This is a genomic window from Flavobacterium sp. DG2-3 (genome assembly GCF_030730925.1).
Taxonomy (GTDB): Bacteria; Bacteroidota; Bacteroidia; order Flavobacteriales; family Flavobacteriaceae; genus Flavobacterium.
Map to the genome: position 1 here is coordinate 1 of NZ_JAVAMB010000032.1, position 21,675 is coordinate 21,675.

The window sequence follows — 21,675 nt, forward strand, 5'->3', positions numbered from 1 at the left end:
ATTTTAGATTTTAGATTTTAGATTTTAGATTTTAGATTTTAGATTTTAGATTTTAGATTTTAGATTTTAGATTTTACGATAATAAAAAAAGCTCCTATGGAGCTTTTTTTATTATTTACACTTACAGTTTGTCCTCCTGAGCGAAGTCGAAGGACACGCCAGAAAATCCCCAAACTATGTCGTCAATCTTTGTCGAGCTACTTGCGTGTCCTTCGACTTCGCTCAGGATGACAAGATTGCGGAAACGTTACTTCAAACTTAACACTGAAAAACTTTGTCAAAGTTTAAAACTTTGACAAAGTTCTGCGTTTCATTAACTATAAATCGATTAAAGATCTCTCAACATCGCTTTGGCTCTTTCTAAATCTTCAGCTGTATCAATTCCGATTCCTACGTGAGTGGTTTCTACCATTTTAATGCGTTTTCCGAACTCTAAATAACGAAGCTGTTCTAACTTCTCAGAAGCTTCTAAAGATTTCATTGGAAGGCTGTAAAAGTCTAATAAGGCTTGTTTTCTAAAAGCGTAAATTCCGATGTGCTGAAAATATCTCACTCCAACATTCTTTTCTCTTGGATACGGAATTACAGATCTCGAAAAATACAAGGCAAACTGTGATTGATCTACAACAACCTTAACATTATTCGGATTATTGATTTCTTCTTCATCTGTGATTTCACGCATTAATGAAGCTAAATCAATTTTCTTTTCTGGATCATTTTTGAAAACCGACAAAACTTGTTCTAATGGTCCAGCTTCTGTAAAAGGCTCATCTCCTTGCACATTTACTACAATATCTACATCAAGATTTGCAACAGCTTCTGCAATTCGGTCGCTTCCAGATTCGTGTTCTTTTATGCTCATAATTGCTTTTCCGCCATTCGAAACAATTTCATCAAAAATCAAATCAGAATCGGTTACAACAAAGACATCATCAAACAGTTTTGTTGCAACTGCTGCTTCATAAGTTCTTAAGATTATTGTTTTACCTCCTAAATCCTGCATTAATTTTGCTGGAAAACGTGTTGAGGCATACCTTGCGGGAATTACTGCTATTACCTTCATTATATGGTTTTACTGAGTGTAAAAACTCAAAAATTAGTATTTGATATTCTGAAAATGTAGTGCCTGATTTTTTTCAGACTTAACCTTTTGCAAATATGCAAAAATTACTTTTAAATTTTCTGTTTACTATTTCTACACAACATACAAATACCGCAAAAAATTAAACCGAAACCGTAACACGAAGAAAAGTCGCAGGAATTGATGTAGAATTTTCATTACTAGTATTCTGTCTTTGAACTAATTCTTCGAGCTTAGCATACAATTCAGAAGCTTTTCCATTTTGCTCTGCCGCTTCAAAAGCATTCATTGTTGGACCGTAGTAATTTTTTAAATTATTTAGCCAATCTGAAGGCGGAAATGCTGCTTCAAACGTAAAGGTGTCTCTCTCAAAAGAAATATTTTCTTTAGGAACTCCAGCATTTGTAAACCTTTCGATAACATTATCTTCAATACCCCAAAGCATTGGGCTTACGAAACCCTCAGGAGGTGGAGGTGTATATTCAGAACTAATTTTCAGGATTTGTGCAATCAACGTTGGGTCACCTGGAATCCAATTCCCCATAATAACTTTACCTCCAGGCCGTGTAACTCGAACCATTTCTTTAGCTACATCAAAAGGTTTTGTCGCAAACATTGCTCCAAAAATGCTCATCGAAATATCGAATGATTGATCTTTCAATTCATTCAAATCGGTTGCGTCTCCTTCTTTAAATACAATATTATTGAGTCCCTCATTTTTGGCTCGAATATTTCCCGCTTCCACTAGATTTCTTGCTATATCAACGCCTAAGACATTGGCTCCTAATTTTGCTGAAGGTATTGCGGTTGTCCCATCGCCGCAGCCAAGATCTAAAACGTCTTGATTTTTTTTAATTCCAATTTTAGCAACCAATTCTGCACCGCTCTCTCTCATCGTTTCTGCAATGCGCGTAAAATCGCCTTTTTCCCATAATGCTTTGTTCGGATTCATCTCATTTTTATCAGTGTTTATAGTGCTGATGCCGCACTTTTAATTAATTTTTTAAACGTCTTATCATCAGTCAATCACAAAGGCGCTTAAATCATTAATTACAAAAAGAAGAATGGAAAAAAGAGGAAGAAAAACAAAAACTAACCAACTGACAAACAAATACTTAACAAAAACACAAACAAATTTAAACAAAAGATTTTAATATTTCGCTGAATTAATTTGACTAGACATTATTTTATTATTCGTATCAGATTAGGATAAAGTCTTTTTGTCTTTCCTTTACTCGTTATGATTGCAGATATTATAGGCAGAAATATATTTATGGCAAATAGTCCAATAAAACTATATACAAAAATCTGAATTGAAAGTATAACGTCATGAAATATATGTCCAGCTGCAAATAATATGAATGAGATAAAAGCTAAAACAGTCCAAACTATTTGAAAATTCAATAGGTTTGTCCCTATTTCCTTTAATCCAATTATTTTATCTTTCTTATTCATCCATAAAATAAGAGGCAGAATAATATTTCCGACAGGAATTGCGAGAAATACCAAAACCGAAAGATGAAAAACAACCAAATAACTTTTGTCTTCATATTTACCGTAATCTAAAATATCTTCAGCATTTACATCTAGAGCTTCGCAAATGAGATTTAGAGTTCTGCCTCGAGGTTCATTTTCATCGTTCTCAATACGCTGAATCGTTCTTAAATTTACTTTTGAATATTCGGCCAATTCTTCTTGAGACAGACCTTTCTTCTTTCTCAATTCTTTAATTTTTTTTCCAATTTCGTTCATAATCAATTTTGGTTTATTGTTTCGACAAAACTACTCTTGAAACATTCTTTTTGATAGCGGTTTATTTGCGACATTTTAACGACATTCTTGTCAAGAGCTTGATTTAATTGTCTTTATAAAAAAGTAATCCAACAACTTTTATAGAAATTATTAAACTTAATTACATGATTTTTACCGAAGTCATGCTTAAAGAACCTGCCAATAATTTATCATTAAACAAATCCAATTCGTCCGTTTTATCTTTTAAACCCAAAGTATACAATAACGGAAGATAATGTTCTGGAGTTGGAACTGACAATTGAATAGCTTTATTTAGTTTTTCGAAATCAATTAACGGCTGAAAATTTCCATCCAGCAAATAATTATTTACCGTTTCTCGCGCTTCAATTGCCCAGTCGTAGCCGTAATTGTCTTTATCAAAATTTCTGAAATCGACCATTCGAAGATTGTGCACAATATTACCGCTTCCGATGATTAAAACACCTTTATAACGAAGTGCCTGAAGCTTTTGAGCTAATTCAAAATGATATTGTCCTGATTTGGTATAATCAATACTCAACTGAATTACAGGAACGTCTGCATTTGGATATAAATGTTTAATAACGCTCCAAGCACCGTGATCCAACCCCCAATGTTCGTCTAATTCGACCATTACAGGATCTAAAATCTTCTGTGTTTCTACAGCCAATTCTGGACTTCCTTTTGCGGGATATTGGACATCAAAAAGCGCCTGTGGAAAACCTCCAAAATCATGAATGGTTCTCGGCATTTCCATTGCGGTAACTTTTGTGCCTTTGGTAAACCAATGTGCCGAAACACATAAAATAGCATTGGGCTGCGGCAATGTTTTAGCCAGATTGCGAAAACCCGCCACAAATTGATTTTCTTCAATAGCATTCATCGGGCTGCCGTGTCCTAAAAACAGAACCGGCATTTTATCAGTATTCGAAAACGTTGATGAAATCGAATGTAAGTCGTTTAGTGATGTCATTGCGGTTGTTTTTTGCCACGAATTGCACAAATTACTCGAATTTTTAAAATCTCAAAAAATTATGCAATTAATGGCGTTCAAAAATTAAACACGAATTGCACAGATTTTCACTAATTATCGTGCAAAAAAAAATTAGTGCTAATTCGTGAAATTCGTGGCTATTAAAAAAAAAAATGAGTTACACAGATTTCTTCACTAATAGCATTAAAAAATAATTCGTGCTAATTTGTGAAATTCGTGTTTTTATTCCTCAAAACTCTCGTCTTTAAAGCCTATCAAATATAACTTATTTTTGGCACGTGTCATTGCGGTATAAAGCCATCTGATATAGTCGCGGTCAATTCCTTCTGGCAGATAGGGCTGTTCGATAAAAACCGTATTCCACTGCCCTCCTTGCGATTTATGACACGTTATGGCATAAGAGAATTTCACCTGCAAAGCGTTAAAATATTCGTTTTCTTTTACTTTCTGGAATCTCTTGTATTTCGTTGGTTCATCTTCATAATCTTTCATCACTTCTTCGTACAAACGATTCGATTCTTCGTAGGTTAAAGATGGAGATTCGCTAGTTAAAGTATCCAAAATCAAAACCGTTTCAAAAGGTTTTTGGTTCGGATAATCCACCATTCTAATTTTTACTTTTGCAAATTTAGATCCGTACAGTTCTTTGATACCGAACATTTCCAGAACTTCAATAATATCTCCGTTGGCAATAAATCCGGCTTCGTCAGTTTCTTTCAACCAGAAATAATTATTTTTTACGACCATCAGGAAATCACCAACCGAAAGTTCGCTTTCTTTAAATAAAATTCGGCTTCTGATTTGCTCATTGTACTGATTGGCTCTTTTATTAGAACGAACAATAAACGCCGTATCTTCAATGCTCCAATCGCTATAAGCGGTATTTATGGCATCTTGAATGTCGTAACCGTCTGTCAATCGAACAATGTCTTTGAACTTTTTGACGTTAAATCTAAATTCTGTAATAAAACTTTCCTTCAATAATTCGCGTAATTCGGTTGCATTGTACAAAATCCCCGAACTTTCTTCCTGACGCATTACTTCGTCCAATTCTATATGTTCGATTTCTTTATCGTAATGAACGCCTAAAGTCTGAATATCAAGTGCCGGACTTATATCTAAATTAACGGGAGGCAGCTGAGCAGTATCTCCCAAAAGAATCATTTTGCAGTTGTTTCCAGAATACACATAATTAATTAAATCATCGAGAAGCGATCCGCTGTCCAAAGTGCTGTCGGAAATCATAGAAGCCTCATCGACAATAAAAATGGTATTTTTATGTTTGTTTACCTGCTTGGTAAAAGCCACTCCTCCACCAGATGCTTTCTTCGGAAAGTATATTTTTTTATGAATCGTAAAAGCCGGATTATTCGAATAATTGGCAATTACTTTTGCCGCGCGTCCCGTAGGTGCTAGCAAAACGTATTTTTTATTAATGTCACCCAAATTATTGACAATAGTAGAAATAACGGTCGTTTTTCCCGTTCCGGCATATCCCTTCAAAACAAAAATGGTGTCGTTTTGAGGTTCGGTAAGAAAGATTGCTATTTTCTGAAAAAAAATATCCTGTTTGTAAGTTGGAGCAAAAGGAAATCGTTTTTGTAAAGTGCCGTAAAACTGTGCAGAATTCATAAAGTAATATTGAAATACAAAGTTCGGCTTTTATTTTTTTAAACCATATAAGTTATATAAGTTTAATTTAAACTCGGTTTTGTTGAACACGGATGACGCAGATTCGCTATCGCGAACACGCTGATTTGCGCGGATTTTTAAACATTTGCAATAAATGAAGTCCTTTTTATATAAGCTTAATAATTTTAGACAAAACAATCTAAAATGAACTTATATAACTTATATGGTTCAAAAACACCTTAACCAAACCTTTTCTTAACCTTTCTTTTAAGTTTAATTGAAATTGTTTTTCGAAATTGCAATTATAATTGTTCCTTTTTAATTTGTAAGTTTGTGGTCGCTTAAATTCTTTCTTGATTTAAAACAGGTAACGAATTGTAAATCAACTATGTCATTACAAAATACTAACATTACTTCAAAAAACTACAGGAAACTTTCAATTCAGGTTTCTCTGACTGGATTCTCCTATTGCTGTTTTGATACATTAAATAATATTATTACTTCTTTTAAAGAAATAAAATTTGATACTTCCAAAACACATCGAATTGAGGATTTATTCAGCGATGCTTTCAAAAACAATCCTGAACTGAAAAACACTTACGATGAAGTAATGGTTATTCATAACAATAACCTTTCGACTTTTGTTCCGACTGCTTTGTTTGATGAAAATTATTTAGGAAGTTATCTGCAATACACTACAAAAGTATTTGAAACAGACCATTTTAATTTTGATCAAATTCCTAATTATCAGATGAATTCGGTTTATATTCCACATGTGAATATCAACAATTTCCTGATCGATAATGTGGGGTCTTTTGATTATAAACACGCCAATAGTATTTTGGTCGAAAAAATTCTAGACAGTTCAAGAAACAACGACGACAAGAAAATGATCGTCAATTTTAATCCAGGTAATTTCGAAATTATCGTGGTGCAAAATCAGAAACTTTTGCTGTTTAATTCTTTTGAATATGTTACTCCAGAAGATTTTATTTATTATATTTTATTTACAGCAGAACAAATGAGCATGAATCCGGAAAGTTTCAAGTTAGAATTATTAGGAACTATTTCAGAAAATGATCCTTTTTATGCTATCGCTTACAAATATGTACGCCATATTTCTTTCTTAGATGTTACTAAACTTCAGGAAAGAAACAATTTTACAGCCGCTCAAAATCAAAAACATTATATCTTATTTCAATCATGAGAATCATTTCAGGAAAATACAAAGGACGCCGAATTTTTCCGCCAAAAAATCTACCTGTAAGACCTACGACTGACATGAGTAAAGAAGCATTGTTTAATGTTTTGAATAATCATTTTAATTTTGACAGTTTAAAGGTTTTAGATCTATTTTCGGGAACGGGAAACATCAGTTATGAGTTTGCTTCACGCGGAAGTGCTCCTATTACGTCAGTTGACGGTGACTTTGGATGCGTTAAATTTATCAAACAGGTTTCGTCAGAATATGATTTTGATATTGCCGCAACCAAAAGCGATGTTTTTAAATTTTTAGAAAATTGCAGAACGACTTACGATATTATCTTCGCAGATCCGCCTTACGGATTGGATCAGGCTACTTTTGAGAAAATTGTTTCGACTGTTTTTGAAAAAGAATTACTGGAAGATGACGGAATGATGATTATCGAGCATTCTAAATATACCAAACTCGATCATATGAGTAATTTTTCGTTTCAGAAAAGTTATGGCGGTTCTTTTTTTAGTTTCTTCGAACTAAATTCTACCGACGACGATGAAGAATTACCGCACGATGTTTCTAAAAAAGAATCTGAAGAAGACGAAGGCTAGTCTTTTGGGACGCTGATAAAACGGATTCGCTATCGCGAAAACGCGGATTTACACAGATTTTTTAGCCACAAATTACACTAATTTCACAAATTTATTTTATATCAATTGCCTCCAGCTTTAGCTGGAGGTTTTTTATTTTCAATAGTAATGGCTTTAGCCGAACCTTAAAGTTTGGCTAAAGCCATTACAAAAACAATTCACTAATACCTCCAGCTAAAGCTGGAGGCAATTCATATCAATCTGTTTTTATCTAAATAAAAATCCGTTTTTATCAGCGTTTTCGCGATAGCGAATCCGTTTCATCCGCGTCCTATCGAATGCGGTTTTCACTTTCATTGACATTCTTTTCTTTAAATTCAGAATCTTTTATTTTTCCGAAAGAATAACGAAGCGTTAAGGCAATTTCATTTGCATCAACCAAATATCTGGCTCTCGAACTTATGTTATTGACTGTGAACCTTTCGGTATAAATGGTGTTTTTGAAAACATCATTGTAACTCAAAGTACAGTTCCAATTTTTGCCAAATGATTTTGCTAACGAAAGATCAAAAATCAGCTTTGCATTTCGTTCAAAAACACCTTCTTTCTGTTTTGTCGCTCCCCAAAAAGACAGAACGAATGTAAAATTCTTTGGCAACTTCAAAGTATTATTAGAATAGTAATACAAGTAGGTTTTAGAAGAATTAAAAACAGCCAATCTATCTTCAATTTTATTCGTTGCGAAAATTAGAGAATTTGTCGATTCCCAGATTTTGTAGCTAAAAGGAAGCGTAAACTCTACATTATAACCCGATTCTTTTTCAAAATTTTTCTCTGTAAAAGTCAATACATTGGTCTGATCAAAAACAAAATCTTGATAAATAGGATTTTTATTTTGGTACAAAGTCAGTTTAACCGATTTGTTATGATATCGGAAAGTAGTAGAAATTACATCCATAAATGTTGGTCCCAAATTGATATTGCTTCCGTAAATAAAATAAGGATTTATATAGGTTGCAATCATACTCAATGCCGAATAATTCGGTCGCGACACACTTTTTGAATAATCTACACTGATGCTTTTTGTACTATCAATTGGAAATGAAATTTGTGCTTTGGGAAATACATTCGTATAATTTTTATCAATTAAAGCGGTACTTTCTTTGCTGTATTTTCCATTGACTCTGGTATTTTCTATTCGCAATCCCAATGAAAAATCTGCTTTTTTGATTTTACCCGAAAGCTGAGAATATGCAGCAGCATTTTCTTCTTTAAAATTATATCTAAAAGCTGTGCTTTCATTTTTTTCATAATCAAAAACATCATAATCAGATTTCGATTTTGCAGCAGAATAAAGGGCGCCATATTCCCAATTCATTTCATTTTTAAACTTTTTTTCTAAATCAATTCGACCCGAAAAAACATCAACATTAAACTTCTGATTTCGGTTTTGAGACAATTGAAAATCTGTTTCGTTAAAATTATTTTGAACCAAACTCCACAAATGCTGATTAAAATTGGATAACTGAAAACCAGCAAACAGCTTGGTGTCAATCGCTTTTATTTTCTTTGAATAATTTACAAATGAATTGATAAAATTCTTTGAACTTGAATTATCGCTTAATGTAAAAACATTGTTTTCTTCCTCTTGATTTTTGTTGAATGTAAAGGTGTTAATATCAAAAGTGTCGTTTTGTGATTTCCCGTTTGCACTAAAAGAAAAATAATCATCATCGTTTATTTTATAGAACAAACCTCCACCAAAAATATATTGGTTTCTATAAGTAGTTGCCGATACATCATAATCTGAAATAATATTGGCTTGCGGAATTTGGTAAGCAATACTATGGTTTTCCCAAGGATTTAAGCGATTATAATTAAAATTAGCTTTCCATTCTAGTTTCCCTTTTTTAAAACTCGAATTAAAACCTAAATAATTGTTGTAATTCTTTTTGAAAGAAGCGGTTTCAGAAATATCTGTTTTAAAACTGTCTTTTTTACTCAGCTTTCTAGTAATCAAGATCACTACACGCCCTTCGGCTTCGTATTTTGAAGATGGATTCTGAATGATTTCTATTGTTTTAATATCGGCTACAGCCAAAGCATTCAATTCGTTCATTCCTACTCTCTGGTTGTCAATGTAAATTAGCGGCGTTCCTTTTCCTACTACTGAAATATTTTCGCGATTGGCACTTACTTGAACTGTCGGTAATTTCGAAATTAGATCAACAGGATTCGGAATAGCATTATAAACCGAATTGGCAACATCTACTTTTATGTTTCCGTTTGAGTTCGTAAACGTGTTTTTATTTTGAGTAATTACAACTTCATTCAGTTCTTTAGAAATTGAATCTTTTGGTATTTCATTTTGTGCATTTGCCATCAAGGAAAGACAGAAAAGTAAAAGTGTAATGAGCAGTTTTAAGGGCAGATAAAAATTCATTTTAAAATTTAAATTGGGTTAGCATTGCTGCAAAAATGCTTTGAAAACACAGTTCTGAAAGTTAATCGTAGGTTAATGCAGCGTTAATCTCCCATTTGTTTAGCAAAAGCTGTATTTTTGAAACAGATTTTAAAATGAGTATGAAACAAAGAATCAATTTATTAATCGCATTTTCTGTTGTAGCGCTAATTGTGCTTATGACGGTGCAATGTTATTTGGTAAAAACGGCTTACGAATACAAAGTCGCACAGTTTCACACTCAAATTAAAAACGAAATTGCCCAAATTACCAATAATTACAGTGATATTGATTCTGCTTTGGTTTCTAAAAAAGAAATGCTTTACAAAAGCCTTTCAGAAAAATATATGAAGGGGAAAAATAGCCGATTGGATATTAAAAATGGTGTTTTGAATACCGAATTTCAGAACATTATTACGCAGAAAATTAAAAGAAAATTTGAAAGAGATTTACCGAATTTCAAAATTGATTTTGCTGTTGTTCTAAACAAATTTATTCTGTATAAAAACCAACAAAAAGCGGATACGATTTTCTCTGAAAAACCTTTTATCCAAAACAAATTATACGGAAATCTGTCTTCTTTAAACCATGCTTTTTTAGTGCGAAGTTATGTGGGCACGACAAATGGAACTTTCGAAAATAATGAATATCAATTATTAACCGAAGATTCAATGTATGTTTCTGTAATCGATTGGGAAATGATTATTTTGAGACGAATGACTTTTATACTGATTCTTTCGCTGTTTTCGATTGTGACATTAATCGGTCTTTTTGTAATTGCTATCAGAGCATTAATTAAACAGAAAAAAGTTAGCGATGTTAAAACGGATTTTATCAATAACATTACGCACGAACTGAAAACGCCATTGGCAACTTTGGGAATTTCGACCAAAATTTTAGCGCAGAAAAACATTCGTGATAACGATGAAAATTTTAATTCGATAGTAAATACTATTTCGCGTCAGAACAATCGTCTTCAGAATTTAATTGATCAGGTTATGGCCAATTCGCTGGCTGAAAATGAAATTGAATTGCAAAAAGAAAAAATAGAAGCCGAAGATTTTCTGCTTTCTATCGTAAATGATTTTAAAATCACTTTCCCTAAAATCAATCTTAAAACCGATTTTCAGACAGAGAAGACTATTTTGGTTCTGGATAAATTTCATTTGACAACCGCTTTCTTAAATGTGCTCGAAAATGCCGTAAAATATGGTTCGAATACGATTACTGTCAGAACAAAAATTATCGAAAAACAATTCTCGATTAGTTTTGAAGATGACGGAATTGGTATTGCCAAAAACAAACAAGCGCTGCTTTTCGAAAAGTTTTATCGTGTCGAACAAGGAAATATTCACAATACAAAAGGCTTAGGTCTTGGTTTGTATTATGTTGATCAAATTGTAAAAGCGCATCAGGGCTCGATTAATGTTATTAGCGATTTAGGAAAAGGCGCTCAGTTTACTATTTTATTAAAAGTTTAATTCCCTTATTTTGAAAAGATTACTTTTAGCCGAAGACGATTTTGATTTTGCCGCTATTTTAAAACAGTATTTAGAACTGCATCAATTTGAAGTGGTTTGGGCAGAAAATGGCGAAATCGCTTTGGATTATTTTAAAAACCAGACTTTTGACATTTGTGTTTTTGATGTCATGATGCCCAAATTGGACGGATTTTCTTTGGCTGAAAAAATCATAAAAATCAATCCAGAAGTTCCTTTTATTTTTCTAACAGCGAGAAAGTTACAAGAAGACAAAATTATTGGTCTGAAACTTGGCGCAGATGACTATATCGCAAAACCTTTTGAAGTCGATGAGTTAATTCTTCGCTTGCAGAATATTCTAAAAAGACTGGAACAAAAGAGAACGCTTAACGGAAATAATACCATTGAAATAGGATCGTACATCTTTGATAATGAACGCTTAACTCTTAACAATAAAAATCACGTTCAGCAGCTTACAGAAAAGGAAGCTTCTCTTATTGAATATTTATATTTAAATCATAACCAATTATTAAAAAGGGAACAAATTTTAATGTCGGTCTGGAAAACAGATGATTATTTTTCTGGACGAAGCATGGATGTTTTTATCAGCAGGTTGAGGAAATATTTTAATTCTGATCCGAAAATTAAGATTGAAAGTACTCGTAACATTGGGTTAGAGTTTAAAATTGACAAATAACTTTCTGCAAATCATATAATTTTTCATAAGCAATTGTATAACAGCAATTAACTGTATGGAATTTAACTTTGTTAGAGAACTTTTAAATCTAACAATCATGAACCTAAAAAGATTTTTCGGTGGATTACTTACAATCCTCGGAATCATTGGACTTATTTATACTGCCGTTATTTTTGCCGGCACATCTGGGGAAACCAGAGATATAAAATCGCTTATTATTTACGGAATATTAGGAATTGTCTTTTTCATGTCAGGAATTAGCTTGGTACGAACTACAAAAGACGAAAGCTAAAACTTGCCACTAAGGCACTATTTTTTTGCCACAAAGGCGCTAAGACGCTAAGTTTTTTTTAAGCCACACATTATACTGATTAAAAGATTTTTCTCCCGCAGATTGCGCAGATTAGGGAGATTTTTAAAATTAAGAATCAGCTCAATCTGCCCAATCTGCGGGAGAAATAAAACTTTGTGGCTTTGTGTCTTAATGGCTAAAAAAAAATAAAACCTTAGCGTCTTAGCGCCTTTGTGGCAAAAGACTATTCTTCTGCTACAGGATCAAGATTTAATTCTGTGAAGTCTCTTTCTGTTTTGGAGATTATAATGGTTGCGACCGTGTTTCCAATTAAATTGGTAATGGCTCTTGCTTCGCTCATGAATTTATCTACGCCTAATAAAAACGCCAAACCTTCAACTGGAATTTTATGCAAAGCTGTTAACGTCGACGCTAGAACTATAAACCCGCTTCCTGTTACTCCTGCTGCGCCTTTAGAAGTAATCATTAGAATTCCGATAACGGTTAGGATTTCGAAGAAACTCAAATGCACATCGTATAATTGTGCGATAAACAATACTGACATCGAAAGATAAATCGAAGTTCCGTCCAGATTAAAAGAATATCCCGTCGGAATTACCAATCCTACAACCGATTTACTGCATCCCATTCTTTCTAATTTGACCATAATACTGGGCAAAGCGGCTTCTGAAGATGAAGTTCCGAGAACCAGTAAAAGTTCTTCTTTGATATATTTTAAAATCGAAAAAATACTTATTTTATAATATTTCAAGATACTTCCCAAAACTAAAAAGACAAATAACGCCATAGTTAAATAAACGCAAAGCATTAGTTTTCCTAACGGAATCAAAGTTGCCAGACCAAATTTCCCAATTGTGTATGCCATTCCGCCAAAAGCACCAATTGGAGCGAGGTACATCACGTATTTTAAACCAAAGAAAACCACTTTAGAAAATCGTTCTAAGACTAAAATAGTCTGTTCTCTTTTTTGATAAAAATTCAATGCAATTCCGCAGATAATTGCGGCCAGTAATACTTGAAGGGTAAAATTGGATAAGAAAAACTGAAGCCAAGAAAAATCTTTTGCAGCTCCTTGAGTGTATTGACTTGCATCACCAAAAGTCAGTCCCGATTTATCAATTTTTCCAGGTTTAAATATATAAGCAACTGCTACGCCAATTGCCAAAGCAACGGTCGAAACTACTTCAAAATAAGTCAGTGCTTTTACTCCAATTCGGCCGACTTTCTTTAAGTTTCCCATTCCAGAAATTCCCAAAACTATAGTCAGGAAAATAATTGGTCCGATAAAAAGAGATATAAGCTGAATAAACTTCTTGCCCAGAAATTCCATCTTGACACCATTTTCTGGAGAAAAATGTCCGAGTAAAACGCCTGCAATAATGGCAATTAAAACCCAAAATGTAAGATTGGTGACAATTGTTCTAAAAAGGCTTTTTTTAGCTTTGGAAGAAGAATCTGGAGTGCTAATATTCATGAAAACAGGTTAGATAGTTCACAAATATATAAAAAATGCAGACCTGTAAGCCGGATTCTGTTCTTGCCTCGTTTTTAATTCGAAACAATACCTTATCATTTATCTAGATCCAGCATTACTACTGGACTCAATCTACCTACCCTTCGGCAACGGACGAGAAGCCCTTAAATGCCGATATACTTGGTATTTCACCGCATAGAGTTTACCTGGTTTCACTACAGCATTACCTGTACATACTTTCTGCTGCACTTGTCCTAATCCCGTCTCGTTTCAAAGAACGAGACGGAGCCGACGGGCGTTACCCGCTATGCTTCTCTGTGGTGTCCGGACTTTCCTCCCTCCCGATAAATCGGGACGACGATAAGGCGGTCTGCGCTGCAAAAGTAGCGATTTAAGAACTAACAATAATGATTTTAAATTTCAGATTTTATGATTTTTATCCTAACTTTTTAATTCTAAAATAGTTATCTTTAGAAATCTATAATTTTAAATTCAATTTATCATGAAAAGAATGTATCATTACGCAACTGTTTCAAAGGCTTTAGATCAATTGAATGAAAAAGGATTTACGTGCGATTTTAATCGAAATGCTGATGCGATTAAAAAGAATCCTGAGAAATTTGAAATTGTTCATGTGTATCGATACGAGGGTGAGTCGGACCCGGCGGATGAGGCAGTTGTATACGGAATTAAATCGACTTCTGGAAAAAAAGGAGTCTATGTAGCTGGCTTTTCAGCCGACTCAGATCAAGAAACAGCAAAATTTTTATTTGATTTGAGTATTAGAGGGAGATAAAAAAATTTAAATTCCAATTTTTTAAAATTCCAAATTCCAAAAATTGACTGGAAAGTAGTAAATTTTAAAATCTATTTTTTTTTAAATCCAATAAAAAAATTCCAAATTCCAATTTTCACTAGATGCGAAATTGGAATTTGGAATTTAAAAATTGGAATTTTTTCTATTTATGCTGAAGGAATTTTGAGTTTCCAGCCTGGTTGAATGAGATCTGGATTTGAAATTATATCTTTATTGGCTTCAAAAATATCCTGCCAAGAAACGCCGTACGCTTTTCCGATTTTCGATAGCGAATCTCCTACTTCAACAGTATATTCTTTTGTAGCGCCTAGAGCAACGTCAATATTCATTACCATATCTCCAGATCTATAATCTGGGTCAATTTTATTATAAGCATCCCAAATTTTATCTTTATCCATCGCAGATTGAGCAGTTCCGTCGATGTATAAAACATTATCCTGTTCTCTTACTTGAAGATTTGACACTCCAAGTTCTGAAGCCAAATCTGTTACTTCTCTGTATTTATCTTGTAAACTCATAATTTCTTTATTTAATAATTAATTTATTGTCTACTTTTTTAGGATGCAATTCCTGAATACTCTGCATTAAAGGCTGCAATTTGTCTCTTTTAATTTCTCCCGAAAGTGTAACAATACCTCCAACAACAGTCGCGCTCACACCTTCGTAATCTTTTACAACCTTACTAATAGATTTATCCAAATCGGCATCAGAATTAATTACAACAGTGGCTGCTGCTGGCTCTTGGTTGGCTCTGGCAAGTTCACAGGTATTTACAACAGATTTTACGCCTTTAACAGCTCTTACGCTTTTTTCAATATTTTTTTTGAAAATTTCGTCTTCACAAGTTCCTGTGATGGTAGCCACACCATCATGAACGGCAACTTGCACTTCTGGAGTATCTCCAAGTTTTTCACTAATTGCTTTTTCAATATCGGCATCGTTAGGCTTGCAGGATACCAAGGCAATACAAAGGCTCATTCCTAATAAAATGGATCTCATTTTCATAATACATTTTTTTAATAATTAACTAGTTAAAATTAAACAGATTATGATGTACTATTTTATAAGATATGCCTAAGGTATTATATGGTTTCCAGTAATTGATGCGTTATCCATTCAATAAAAAAGAAAAAGTCCGTCATAAAAGACGGACTTTGCATTCATTTTTAAGCTGTAGGTATTTTTAACTTCCAGCCTGGCTGAATTAAATCTGGATTTTTTATGACGTCTTTATTGGCTTCATAAATTGATTGCCAAGAAACATTATACTGTTTCCCAATTTTTGATAAAGAGTCACCGCTTTTAACGACATATTCTGTTACAGCACTTTCGCTTACATTAATATTCATCACTACATCAGCCGATCTAAAGTCTGGATCTAGTTTTCCGTAAGCTTCCCACAATTTTTCTTTGTCATCAGCAGACTTTGCTGTTCCGTCAATATACAAGACATTATCTTCTTCTCTTACCTGCAGATCTGCCGTTCCTAAATTAACCGCTAAATCTGTCAGCTCTCTGTATTTATCTACTAAAGTCATGGCTTTTTATTTAATGGTTAACTTATTTTCAACTTTTTTTGGTTTCAATTCCTGCACACTTTTAATCAAGTTAGGCAATTGCGTTTTTTTGATTTCTCCAGTCAACGTAACTACGCCATCCTTAACTGTAGCACTAACACCGCTGTAAGCTTTTACCACTTCAGTAATAGAAGTTGTCAAAACAGCATCTGGGTTAATAGTTACAGTAGATTCTACTACTGGTTCAGGAGCAGGTATTTCGCAGTTGTTCACCACAGATTTAACTCCTTTAATACCTTTCACCATACTTTCAACGCTTTGTTTGAAGGCATCATCTTTGCAAGTTCCAGAAACAGTAGCAACTCCTTTTGTTACCGTAACTTCAACTCCTGGAAAAGCGCTTAGTTTTGAGGTGATTTCTTTTTGAATTTGCCCATCGTTCGGTTTGCAGGCTACCAAAGCCAAAGAGAGACAAACTCCCAATAAAATAGATTTAGTTTTCATAATATTTTTTTTATTGATTATTTAATTAGCATAACGCAATAATTAATCAAATATTACAAATATTCTTACAATTTATTTTAAACGAAGAAAGTTTTTATTTACGATTAAACGTTTAAAGATGATTAAAGCAGCCAAAAGTTAATTTGAAATCTTGCTTATCATAAATCTAGCTACCTAATTTACCATATCGCTGCTGCTCAGAAAAATAAATAATAATCGTTTTTCCATTCTTTTTATAAGGATAGAATAATTCATAACTGCCTTTATCTGAACTGTATCTTAGCTTGTCGTTGTTTTTATCAAAAACTTCATTCAGATAAATTCTTTCTTCTTTAGTAGTCTGATAAATATAATTTATTTTTTGCGGCTGAATGGTATCATTATCCAAAGCTTCATTATAAAAAGCATTAAAACCAAGAAAAACAGGAGAATCTTTAATTGAATCTTTCACAATTAAAGTCACGCCTGGAAAATTTTTATCGGTTTCAGACAAAACTCTTAAAATTCCTGTTGTTTCTTTAATGTAGGATTTAGAAAAAGCGTAATTCAAAAGTTTATCGCTATTGGATTTGTTAGATTCTACAATTGATTTTGCAGAGTCAATCAGCATTTTTTCTTTTTTTGAAGAAGTTAAATAATCTCCGCCAAAAAGAATAATCAGAATTAAAGGAAAAATTAAAAGCAAAGTAATAAACTTACGTCTATTAGATTTTGCATTTACGGCATCTTCATTGTTTCTTTCTGCAATTCTTGTCAAATTAAACATCAGGTTTACAATAAGAGATCCTGTCATGAGTGCAAGAATCCCGAGAATACTAAAATAAAAGCTTTCGGTCATGTTTTCTCTAAACACTTTTAGTCCGAAAACCTGAATTACAATAAAGGTAAATACCCAATAAACCAATAAAAGAATAGATGTAATTCCGATAATATTACTTAACCTGACAATTTGTTTTGCGTTCATTTATTTTATGATTAATTAAAGAATAGAGGATGTTATTGAATTCAAATTCGTGCTAAAAATACTATTATTTTATTAGCTGAGAATCATTCAAAAAGATTATCATTGTAATTAAAAAACTTCGTATGAAATTAAAATACTTTTTTCTTTTATTGTTTTTATGTTTTTACAATTATTCTTTTTCTTGTGAATGCCAACCAATTGATAGAGAAAATATGGTAGAAACTGGATTAAAATATGAAATCGTATTTTATGGAGAAGTTATAAAAGTAGATTCTATAAAAAGGATTTACACTTTTAAAATTATTGAACTTTTTAAAGGGAAATACAATTCTCAGTTCATTACACATAAATACTCTGGCAATTGTTCTATTATTCCGTCAGTAAAACAACTTTGGATTATTTATGCCTATTTTAATAATGATAAGACTATTGAGGTGAGCGGTTGTTCTCCAAGTACTGGATTCAAACCTTATGGAAGTGGTTCCATGCCTTCTCCACCAGAAATCCATATTTCTCAAAAGGTAGAAGACCAACTAAAAACATTGACTTTTTATGCTTGGGATTTGAGTTTTGAAAATCGAAATTTACAAAATTGGATTTATCAATTAGAAAAATTAAGAATCTATAAAAAAGCACAAAAAGAAATTTCTGATAAAGAAATAATCGCAACAAAATTGGAAACATACAGCAAATACATCATCATTTCTTTGATTGTCAACATCGTATTATTCCTTAGTTTACTCTTTGTTATTTTGAAGAAAAAGAATTTCGCCAAATAAGTAAAATCGGTTTTAAACAACGAAACAAAAGTCATATATTTGCTATCCAATAAAAGAGAATATGGAACAATTTGTAGTATCGGCTCGTAAATATCGCCCGCAGACCTTTAAGGATGTTGTGGGGCAAAAAGCCATTACCAACACTTTGTTGAATGCTATAGAAACCAATCACTTGGCTTCTGCTCTTTTGTTTACTGGACCGCGTGGAGTTGGTAAAACGACTTGCGCCCGTATTTTGGCTCGAAAGATAAATCAGCCTGGATATGACGATCCTACAGAAGATTTTGCTTTTAACGTTTTTGAGCTGGATGCTGCATCCAACAACTCTGTTGATGACATTCGTAGCCTTATCGATCAGGTTCGAATCCCGCCTCAAACTGGACAATACAAAGTATATATCATCGACGAGGTCCACATGTTGTCTTCTGCCGCTTTTAATGCTTTTCTTAAAACGTTAGAAGAACCGCCAAAACATGCTATTTTTATTCTAGCAACGACAGAAAAACATAAAATCCTTCCAACGATTTTATCTCGCTGTCAGATTTTCGATTTCAAAAGAATTACAGTAAAAGATGCTAAAGAACATTTGGCTGATGTTGCTGAAAGTCAAGGAATTGTTTTTGAAGACGATGCATTACACATTATTGCTCAAAAAGCAGATGGTGCAATGCGTGATGCTTTATCTATTTTTGACCGTGTAGTTTCTTATTGCGGAACTAATCTAACACGTCAGGCAGTAACTGAAAACCTGAATGTTTTAGATTACGAAACCTATATTTCTATTACAGATCTACTTCTTGAAAATGAGATTCCAAAGCTTTTATTAGCATATAATGATATCCTAGCTAAAGGTTTTGACGGACATCATTTTATTGCGGGTCTGGCTTCGCATTTTAGAGATTTATTAGTGAGCAAAACGCCTTCAACTATTTCTTTATTAGAAGTTGGAGAACAAGCGCAGCAAATGTATGCTACTCAATCTCAAAAATGTTCTCAAGAATTTTTATTGAAAGGAATTGACATTGCAAATGACTGCGATTTAAAATACAAATTAAGTCAGAATCAACGCCTTTTAGTAGAATTATGCTTGATGCAACTGGCCTCTATCAATTTTGATGGAGAAAAAAAAAAGCTGAGCAATTCATAATTCCACCCGTTTACTTTAAAAATGGAGGTTATTCTATTGTTGAAGTTGTAAGTCCAAAGACAGAAATTTCAAATACAGAAATTCCAAATACGAAATCCCAAATTCCAACTTCGGCGGAAAATGGCAATGGTAATACTGCTGTAAATACTCAAAACACAGCTCAAACTCCTACTGCAGAACCAAAAGTTCAGACTCCAGAAGCTCCAAAAACAGATACAAGTGGTGCTCCAAAAGTTTCTGCATTTTCTCTTGCCAGCATACGCAAGAAAAAAGAAATGGAAGAAAGCAGCAAATCGTACGTTAAGCCAGCTTCTTCTTCCGTTTTTATGACAGAAGAATTTAACGAAACCGATATGCGTCTTCATTGGAACAAATATGCGGAACGTTTAGGTCAAAAAGGTTTCAAAATCATGGAATCTATCTTGTTAATCAATGATCCAGTTTTGAATGGAACAACAATTACTTATGAGCTTCCAAACGAAGGTTCTAAACTTGAATTTGAAGGCATGATAAATGGTTTGTTAGGGCATTTAAAAGGGCATCTGCACAATCATGATATTACTATCGATGTTATTGTAAATGAGACTGTAGAACTGAAGAGAACTCTTAATGACCAAGATCGCTATAATCGTTTCTTAGAAATCAACCCAAATATTGAACTTTTGCGCTCAACATTTGGATTGGAATTGAATAGTTAATTTTTTTGTTTGCCACTAATTTCACTAATTTTCACTAATTTTTTTAGCCACAGATTAAATAAATTAAATGGATTTTTTCTGCAACCGCTTATTTATTCTTAAACCCGAAATTGTAGACTTTTTCGAGCCATTTTTTTCTTTTTTCTTCGTTAGAACCTTTTACAATTCCGATGTAACTGACTTTTACTGGTTTTACGCCGCAGAATTCTAAAGTTGATTTCTTTAACTGATTGACGCTTGGTCTTCCGTATACTAATCTATAATACCAGCTTGGCTGATCTAGAGTTGTGATAATGTGAGCTGTTTTTCCTTTAAGCAACTTATCCCACCAAACTGAATTTTCACGATATTGAAACGCCATTCCAGGTAAAAATAACCGATCTATAAATCCTTTTGTAATTGCTGGAAGTCCACCCCACCAAACGGGATGAATCCAAACTAAATGATCGGCTCTTTTGATTTTTTCCCAAGATTCTAGTAAATCTGGTTCTAAATCAGCTCTTTTTTGGTAGCCGAATTTCAGATTTGGGTTGAAGTCTAAATGAGCAATTGTTATGGTTTCTACTTGGGAGCCAGAAGCGATGGCTCCGTTTTTATACGATTCTGCAATTCCGAAATTGAAGCTTTCAGGATTTGGATGTCCATTTATAATCAGTATTTTTTTCATATCGAAGTTTTTCCAAAAATACTGTTCGTCTATTTTCTTTTACTGGACAAATGTCTATAAATCTACCTCAAATCTTTATCTGTTATTTTTTCTCGCAGATTTGGCAGATTATGGAGATTTTACTGTTGCTTTAGATTTGCTTGATTTTTAATAAAACTTAAAAATCAAGCAAGCTGCTTAAATGCCGAGATCTATTAGGAGCGTGAAATCAATAAATTGGTTTTTAAATCTTATGCACTTGATACTTTTTTTCTCGCAGATTTGGCAGATTATGCAGATTTTGTTTGCTGTAAATTGATTCCGCAGATTTCTTTTAAAAAGAATGAAAATTAAACCATCGCTTTTCTAATTCGGCTTAGGTGTCTGGGTGTGATTCCTAAATAAGAGGCTAAATATTGCAATGGAATTAACTGTAGGTATTTTTGATGATTTTCGTATAATTCTTGATAACGTTCTGCGCCTGAAAGTTTTTGAAAAGAGATCATTCTCTTATGAAGATTTACAAATTCTATTTCGGTCAATTTTCTGCCCGTTTCCTGCCAATTAAAACCTGATTGATAGAGTTTTTCGAGACCTTTTCTATTTAGAATCTGTAATTCTGTATCGGTTAACGCTTGAATATTTTCTTCTGCTTTTTCTTGGGTTATAAAACTGGAGAATGATGCCATGAATTCATTTTCAAAAGCAAAACAATTGGTGATTTCGTCTCCTTTATGATTCACAAAAAAAGAGCGAAGAATTCCTTTTTCTATAAAAACTATTTCGTTGCAAACCTGATTTTCAGTCAATAAAAGTTCTCCTTTTTTTAAGGTGCGAAAAGTAATTAAATCGTCTAAAAGATTTAATTCATCGGCAGAAAAATCTTGAATGGACTGAAAAATAGATTTCATA

At 33.1% G+C, this 21,675-nt stretch carries 23 protein-coding genes and 1 other RNA gene; 9 read left to right on the forward strand and 15 right to left on the reverse strand.

Going from position 1 to position 21,675, the window contains the following annotated elements:
* Nucleotides 1–328: 328 nt before the first annotated feature.
* From kdsB to Q9Q97_RS22810, 5 genes are all read right to left on the reverse strand, one after another.
* On the reverse strand, nt 329–1,063 hold the full coding sequence (kdsB, locus tag Q9Q97_RS22790; RefSeq protein WP_306161369.1) for a 3-deoxy-manno-octulosonate cytidylyltransferase: 735 nt from the start codon (nt 1,061–1,063) through the stop codon (nt 329–331).
* 160 nt (nt 1,064–1,223) lie between these two features.
* Nucleotides 1,224–2,033 carry a class I SAM-dependent methyltransferase gene (locus Q9Q97_RS22795; RefSeq protein WP_306161371.1) on the reverse strand — a complete coding sequence of 270 codons (810 nt, stop codon included), beginning with the start codon at nt 2,031–2,033 and terminating at the stop codon, nt 1,224–1,226.
* A gap of 230 nt (nt 2,034–2,263) precedes the next feature.
* The gene (locus Q9Q97_RS22800) at nt 2,264–2,833 is read right to left on the reverse strand and encodes a helix-turn-helix domain-containing protein (protein ID WP_306161373.1); all 570 of its coding nucleotides are present in this window, start codon (nt 2,831–2,833) and stop codon (nt 2,264–2,266) included.
* 160 nt (nt 2,834–2,993) lie between these two features.
* Nucleotides 2,994–3,824, reverse strand: coding sequence for a 4,5-DOPA dioxygenase extradiol (gene ygiD, locus Q9Q97_RS22805; RefSeq protein WP_306161375.1), 831 nt, complete (start codon nt 3,822–3,824; stop codon nt 2,994–2,996).
* A 243-nt stretch (nt 3,825–4,067) separates the two neighbouring features.
* Complete coding sequence (locus Q9Q97_RS22810) at nt 4,068–5,477, reverse strand: ATP-dependent RecD-like DNA helicase (protein ID WP_306161377.1); 1,410 nt, start codon at nt 5,475–5,477, stop codon at nt 4,068–4,070.
* A gap of 388 nt (nt 5,478–5,865) precedes the next feature.
* Between Q9Q97_RS22810 and Q9Q97_RS22815 the strand changes: the two genes are divergently transcribed.
* Nucleotides 5,866–6,684 (forward strand): DUF3822 family protein, encoded by an 819-nt coding sequence (locus Q9Q97_RS22815; protein WP_306161379.1) that lies wholly within the window; start codon nt 5,866–5,868, stop codon nt 6,682–6,684.
* A complete protein-coding gene (locus Q9Q97_RS22820) occupies nt 6,681–7,286 on the forward strand; it encodes an RsmD family RNA methyltransferase (protein ID WP_306161381.1) in 606 nt (201 codons plus the stop codon). The genes Q9Q97_RS22815 and Q9Q97_RS22820 overlap by 4 nt, the downstream gene beginning before the upstream one ends.
* A 310-nt stretch (nt 7,287–7,596) precedes the next feature.
* On the opposite strand, the gene Q9Q97_RS22825 is transcribed toward Q9Q97_RS22820, so the two are convergent.
* Complete coding sequence (locus Q9Q97_RS22825) at nt 7,597–9,708, reverse strand: outer membrane beta-barrel family protein (RefSeq protein WP_306161383.1); 2,112 nt, start codon at nt 9,706–9,708, stop codon at nt 7,597–7,599.
* Between the two features lie 140 nt (nt 9,709–9,848).
* Between Q9Q97_RS22825 and Q9Q97_RS22830 the strand changes: the two genes are divergently transcribed.
* The 3 genes from Q9Q97_RS22830 to Q9Q97_RS22840 all read left to right on the forward strand — a co-directional run bounded on the left by Q9Q97_RS22830 (nt 9,849) and on the right by Q9Q97_RS22840 (nt 12,196).
* Nucleotides 9,849–11,207 carry a sensor histidine kinase KdpD gene (locus Q9Q97_RS22830; RefSeq protein ID WP_306161384.1) on the forward strand — a complete coding sequence of 453 codons (1,359 nt, stop codon included), beginning with the start codon at nt 9,849–9,851 and terminating at the stop codon, nt 11,205–11,207.
* Nucleotides 11,208–11,217: 10 nt separating this feature from the next.
* Nucleotides 11,218–11,904 carry a response regulator transcription factor gene (locus Q9Q97_RS22835; protein ID WP_306161386.1) on the forward strand — a complete coding sequence of 229 codons (687 nt, stop codon included), beginning with the start codon at nt 11,218–11,220 and terminating at the stop codon, nt 11,902–11,904.
* Between the two features lie 97 nt (nt 11,905–12,001).
* On the forward strand, nt 12,002–12,196 hold the full coding sequence (locus Q9Q97_RS22840) for a hypothetical protein (protein ID WP_248727465.1): 195 nt from the start codon (nt 12,002–12,004) through the stop codon (nt 12,194–12,196).
* Between the two features lie 244 nt (nt 12,197–12,440).
* Here Q9Q97_RS22840 and Q9Q97_RS22845 read toward each other — a convergent pair whose 3' ends face one another.
* Both Q9Q97_RS22845 and rnpB read right to left on the reverse strand, forming a co-directional pair.
* The gene (locus Q9Q97_RS22845) at nt 12,441–13,691 is read right to left on the reverse strand and encodes a cation:dicarboxylate symporter family transporter (protein ID WP_306161387.1); all 1,251 of its coding nucleotides are present in this window, start codon (nt 13,689–13,691) and stop codon (nt 12,441–12,443) included.
* Nucleotides 13,692–13,721: 30 nt separating this feature from the next.
* An RNA gene (gene rnpB / locus Q9Q97_RS22850) (RNase P RNA component class A) lies at nt 13,722–14,068 on the reverse strand.
* Nucleotides 14,069–14,193: 125 nt separating this feature from the next.
* Between rnpB and Q9Q97_RS22855 the strand changes: the two genes are divergently transcribed.
* Nucleotides 14,194–14,487 (forward strand): hypothetical protein, encoded by a 294-nt coding sequence (locus tag Q9Q97_RS22855; RefSeq protein ID WP_008467915.1) that lies wholly within the window; start codon nt 14,194–14,196, stop codon nt 14,485–14,487.
* A gap of 167 nt (nt 14,488–14,654) precedes the next feature.
* On the opposite strand, the gene Q9Q97_RS22860 is transcribed toward Q9Q97_RS22855, so the two are convergent.
* From Q9Q97_RS22860 to Q9Q97_RS22880, 5 genes are all read right to left on the reverse strand, one after another.
* A complete protein-coding gene (locus Q9Q97_RS22860; protein ID WP_306161389.1) occupies nt 14,655–15,026 on the reverse strand; it encodes a LysM peptidoglycan-binding domain-containing protein in 372 nt (123 codons plus the stop codon).
* Nucleotides 15,027–15,033: 7 nt separating this feature from the next.
* Nucleotides 15,034–15,513: a BON domain-containing protein gene (locus tag Q9Q97_RS22865; protein ID WP_306161391.1), complete on the reverse strand. Its 480-nt coding sequence runs from the start codon at nt 15,511–15,513 to the stop codon at nt 15,034–15,036.
* A 161-nt stretch (nt 15,514–15,674) separates the two neighbouring features.
* Nucleotides 15,675–16,046 carry a LysM peptidoglycan-binding domain-containing protein gene (locus tag Q9Q97_RS22870; protein WP_306161393.1) on the reverse strand — a complete coding sequence of 124 codons (372 nt, stop codon included), beginning with the start codon at nt 16,044–16,046 and terminating at the stop codon, nt 15,675–15,677.
* A 6-nt stretch (nt 16,047–16,052) separates the two neighbouring features.
* Nucleotides 16,053–16,529 (reverse strand): BON domain-containing protein, encoded by a 477-nt coding sequence (locus Q9Q97_RS22875; protein WP_306161395.1) that lies wholly within the window; start codon nt 16,527–16,529, stop codon nt 16,053–16,055.
* Between the two features lie 166 nt (nt 16,530–16,695).
* Nucleotides 16,696–17,493 (reverse strand): hypothetical protein, encoded by a 798-nt coding sequence (locus tag Q9Q97_RS22880; RefSeq protein WP_306161397.1) that lies wholly within the window; start codon nt 17,491–17,493, stop codon nt 16,696–16,698.
* Between the two features lie 122 nt (nt 17,494–17,615).
* Between Q9Q97_RS22880 and Q9Q97_RS22885 the strand changes: the two genes are divergently transcribed.
* From Q9Q97_RS22885 to Q9Q97_RS22895, 3 genes are all read left to right on the forward strand, one after another.
* Nucleotides 17,616–18,272 carry a hypothetical protein gene (locus Q9Q97_RS22885; protein WP_306161398.1) on the forward strand — a complete coding sequence of 219 codons (657 nt, stop codon included), beginning with the start codon at nt 17,616–17,618 and terminating at the stop codon, nt 18,270–18,272.
* 61 nt (nt 18,273–18,333) lie between these two features.
* Nucleotides 18,334–19,419 (forward strand): DNA polymerase III subunit gamma/tau, encoded by a 1,086-nt coding sequence (gene dnaX, locus Q9Q97_RS22890; RefSeq protein WP_306161400.1) that lies wholly within the window; start codon nt 18,334–18,336, stop codon nt 19,417–19,419.
* Nucleotides 19,420–19,694: 275 nt separating this feature from the next.
* A complete protein-coding gene (locus Q9Q97_RS22895; RefSeq protein WP_306161402.1) occupies nt 19,695–20,117 on the forward strand; it encodes a DNA polymerase III subunit gamma/tau in 423 nt (140 codons plus the stop codon).
* An 88-nt stretch (nt 20,118–20,205) separates the two neighbouring features.
* On the opposite strand, the gene Q9Q97_RS22900 is transcribed toward Q9Q97_RS22895, so the two are convergent.
* Both Q9Q97_RS22900 and Q9Q97_RS22905 read right to left on the reverse strand, forming a co-directional pair.
* Nucleotides 20,206–20,784, reverse strand: coding sequence for an NAD(P)H-dependent oxidoreductase (locus tag Q9Q97_RS22900; RefSeq protein ID WP_306161405.1), 579 nt, complete (start codon nt 20,782–20,784; stop codon nt 20,206–20,208).
* A gap of 329 nt (nt 20,785–21,113) precedes the next feature.
* Entirely contained in the window at nt 21,114–21,674 is a 561-nt protein-coding gene (locus Q9Q97_RS22905; RefSeq protein WP_306161407.1) for a Crp/Fnr family transcriptional regulator, read from the reverse strand.
* Between the last annotated feature and the right edge of the window lies 1 nt (nt 21,675).

Excerpts from the sequence above, each read along its gene's own strand:
- kdsB (WP_306161369.1), bottom strand. The coding sequence starts at position 1,063 with ATGAAGGTAATAGCAGTAATTCCCGCAAGGTATGCCTCAACACGTTTT.
- Q9Q97_RS22900 (WP_306161405.1), bottom strand. The coding sequence starts at position 20,784 with ATGAAAAAAATACTGATTATAAATGGACATCCAAATCCTGAAAGCTTC.
- Q9Q97_RS22885 (WP_306161398.1), top strand. The coding sequence starts at position 17,616 with ATGAAATTAAAATACTTTTTTCTTTTATTGTTTTTATGTTTTTACAAT.
- Q9Q97_RS22795 (WP_306161371.1), bottom strand. The coding sequence starts at position 2,033 with ATGAATCCGAACAAAGCATTATGGGAAAAAGGCGATTTTACGCGCATT.
- Q9Q97_RS22825 (WP_306161383.1), bottom strand. The coding sequence starts at position 9,708 with ATGAATTTTTATCTGCCCTTAAAACTGCTCATTACACTTTTACTTTTC.
- Q9Q97_RS22800 (WP_306161373.1), bottom strand. The coding sequence starts at position 2,833 with ATGAACGAAATTGGAAAAAAAATTAAAGAATTGAGAAAGAAGAAAGGT.
- Q9Q97_RS22895 (WP_306161402.1), top strand. The coding sequence starts at position 19,695 with ATGGAAGAAAGCAGCAAATCGTACGTTAAGCCAGCTTCTTCTTCCGTT.
- Q9Q97_RS22870 (WP_306161393.1), bottom strand. The coding sequence starts at position 16,046 with ATGACTTTAGTAGATAAATACAGAGAGCTGACAGATTTAGCGGTTAAT.
- Q9Q97_RS22865 (WP_306161391.1), bottom strand. The coding sequence starts at position 15,513 with ATGAAAATGAGATCCATTTTATTAGGAATGAGCCTTTGTATTGCCTTG.
- Q9Q97_RS22830 (WP_306161384.1), top strand. The coding sequence starts at position 9,849 with ATGAAACAAAGAATCAATTTATTAATCGCATTTTCTGTTGTAGCGCTA.
- Q9Q97_RS22860 (WP_306161389.1), bottom strand. The coding sequence starts at position 15,026 with ATGAGTTTACAAGATAAATACAGAGAAGTAACAGATTTGGCTTCAGAA.
- Q9Q97_RS22840 (WP_248727465.1), top strand. The coding sequence starts at position 12,002 with ATGAACCTAAAAAGATTTTTCGGTGGATTACTTACAATCCTCGGAATC.
- Q9Q97_RS22820 (WP_306161381.1), top strand. The coding sequence starts at position 6,681 with ATGAGAATCATTTCAGGAAAATACAAAGGACGCCGAATTTTTCCGCCA.
- Q9Q97_RS22880 (WP_306161397.1), bottom strand. The coding sequence starts at position 17,493 with ATGAACGCAAAACAAATTGTCAGGTTAAGTAATATTATCGGAATTACA.
- Q9Q97_RS22855 (WP_008467915.1), top strand. The coding sequence starts at position 14,194 with ATGAAAAGAATGTATCATTACGCAACTGTTTCAAAGGCTTTAGATCAA.
- Q9Q97_RS22815 (WP_306161379.1), top strand. The coding sequence starts at position 5,866 with ATGTCATTACAAAATACTAACATTACTTCAAAAAACTACAGGAAACTT.
- Q9Q97_RS22810 (WP_306161377.1), bottom strand. The coding sequence starts at position 5,477 with ATGAATTCTGCACAGTTTTACGGCACTTTACAAAAACGATTTCCTTTT.
- dnaX (WP_306161400.1), top strand. The coding sequence starts at position 18,334 with ATGGAACAATTTGTAGTATCGGCTCGTAAATATCGCCCGCAGACCTTT.
- Q9Q97_RS22875 (WP_306161395.1), bottom strand. The coding sequence starts at position 16,529 with ATGAAAACTAAATCTATTTTATTGGGAGTTTGTCTCTCTTTGGCTTTG.
- Q9Q97_RS22845 (WP_306161387.1), bottom strand. The coding sequence starts at position 13,691 with ATGAATATTAGCACTCCAGATTCTTCTTCCAAAGCTAAAAAAAGCCTT.
- Q9Q97_RS22905 (WP_306161407.1), bottom strand. The coding sequence starts at position 21,674 with ATGAAATCTATTTTTCAGTCCATTCAAGATTTTTCTGCCGATGAATTA.
- ygiD (WP_306161375.1), bottom strand. The coding sequence starts at position 3,824 with ATGACATCACTAAACGACTTACATTCGATTTCATCAACGTTTTCGAAT.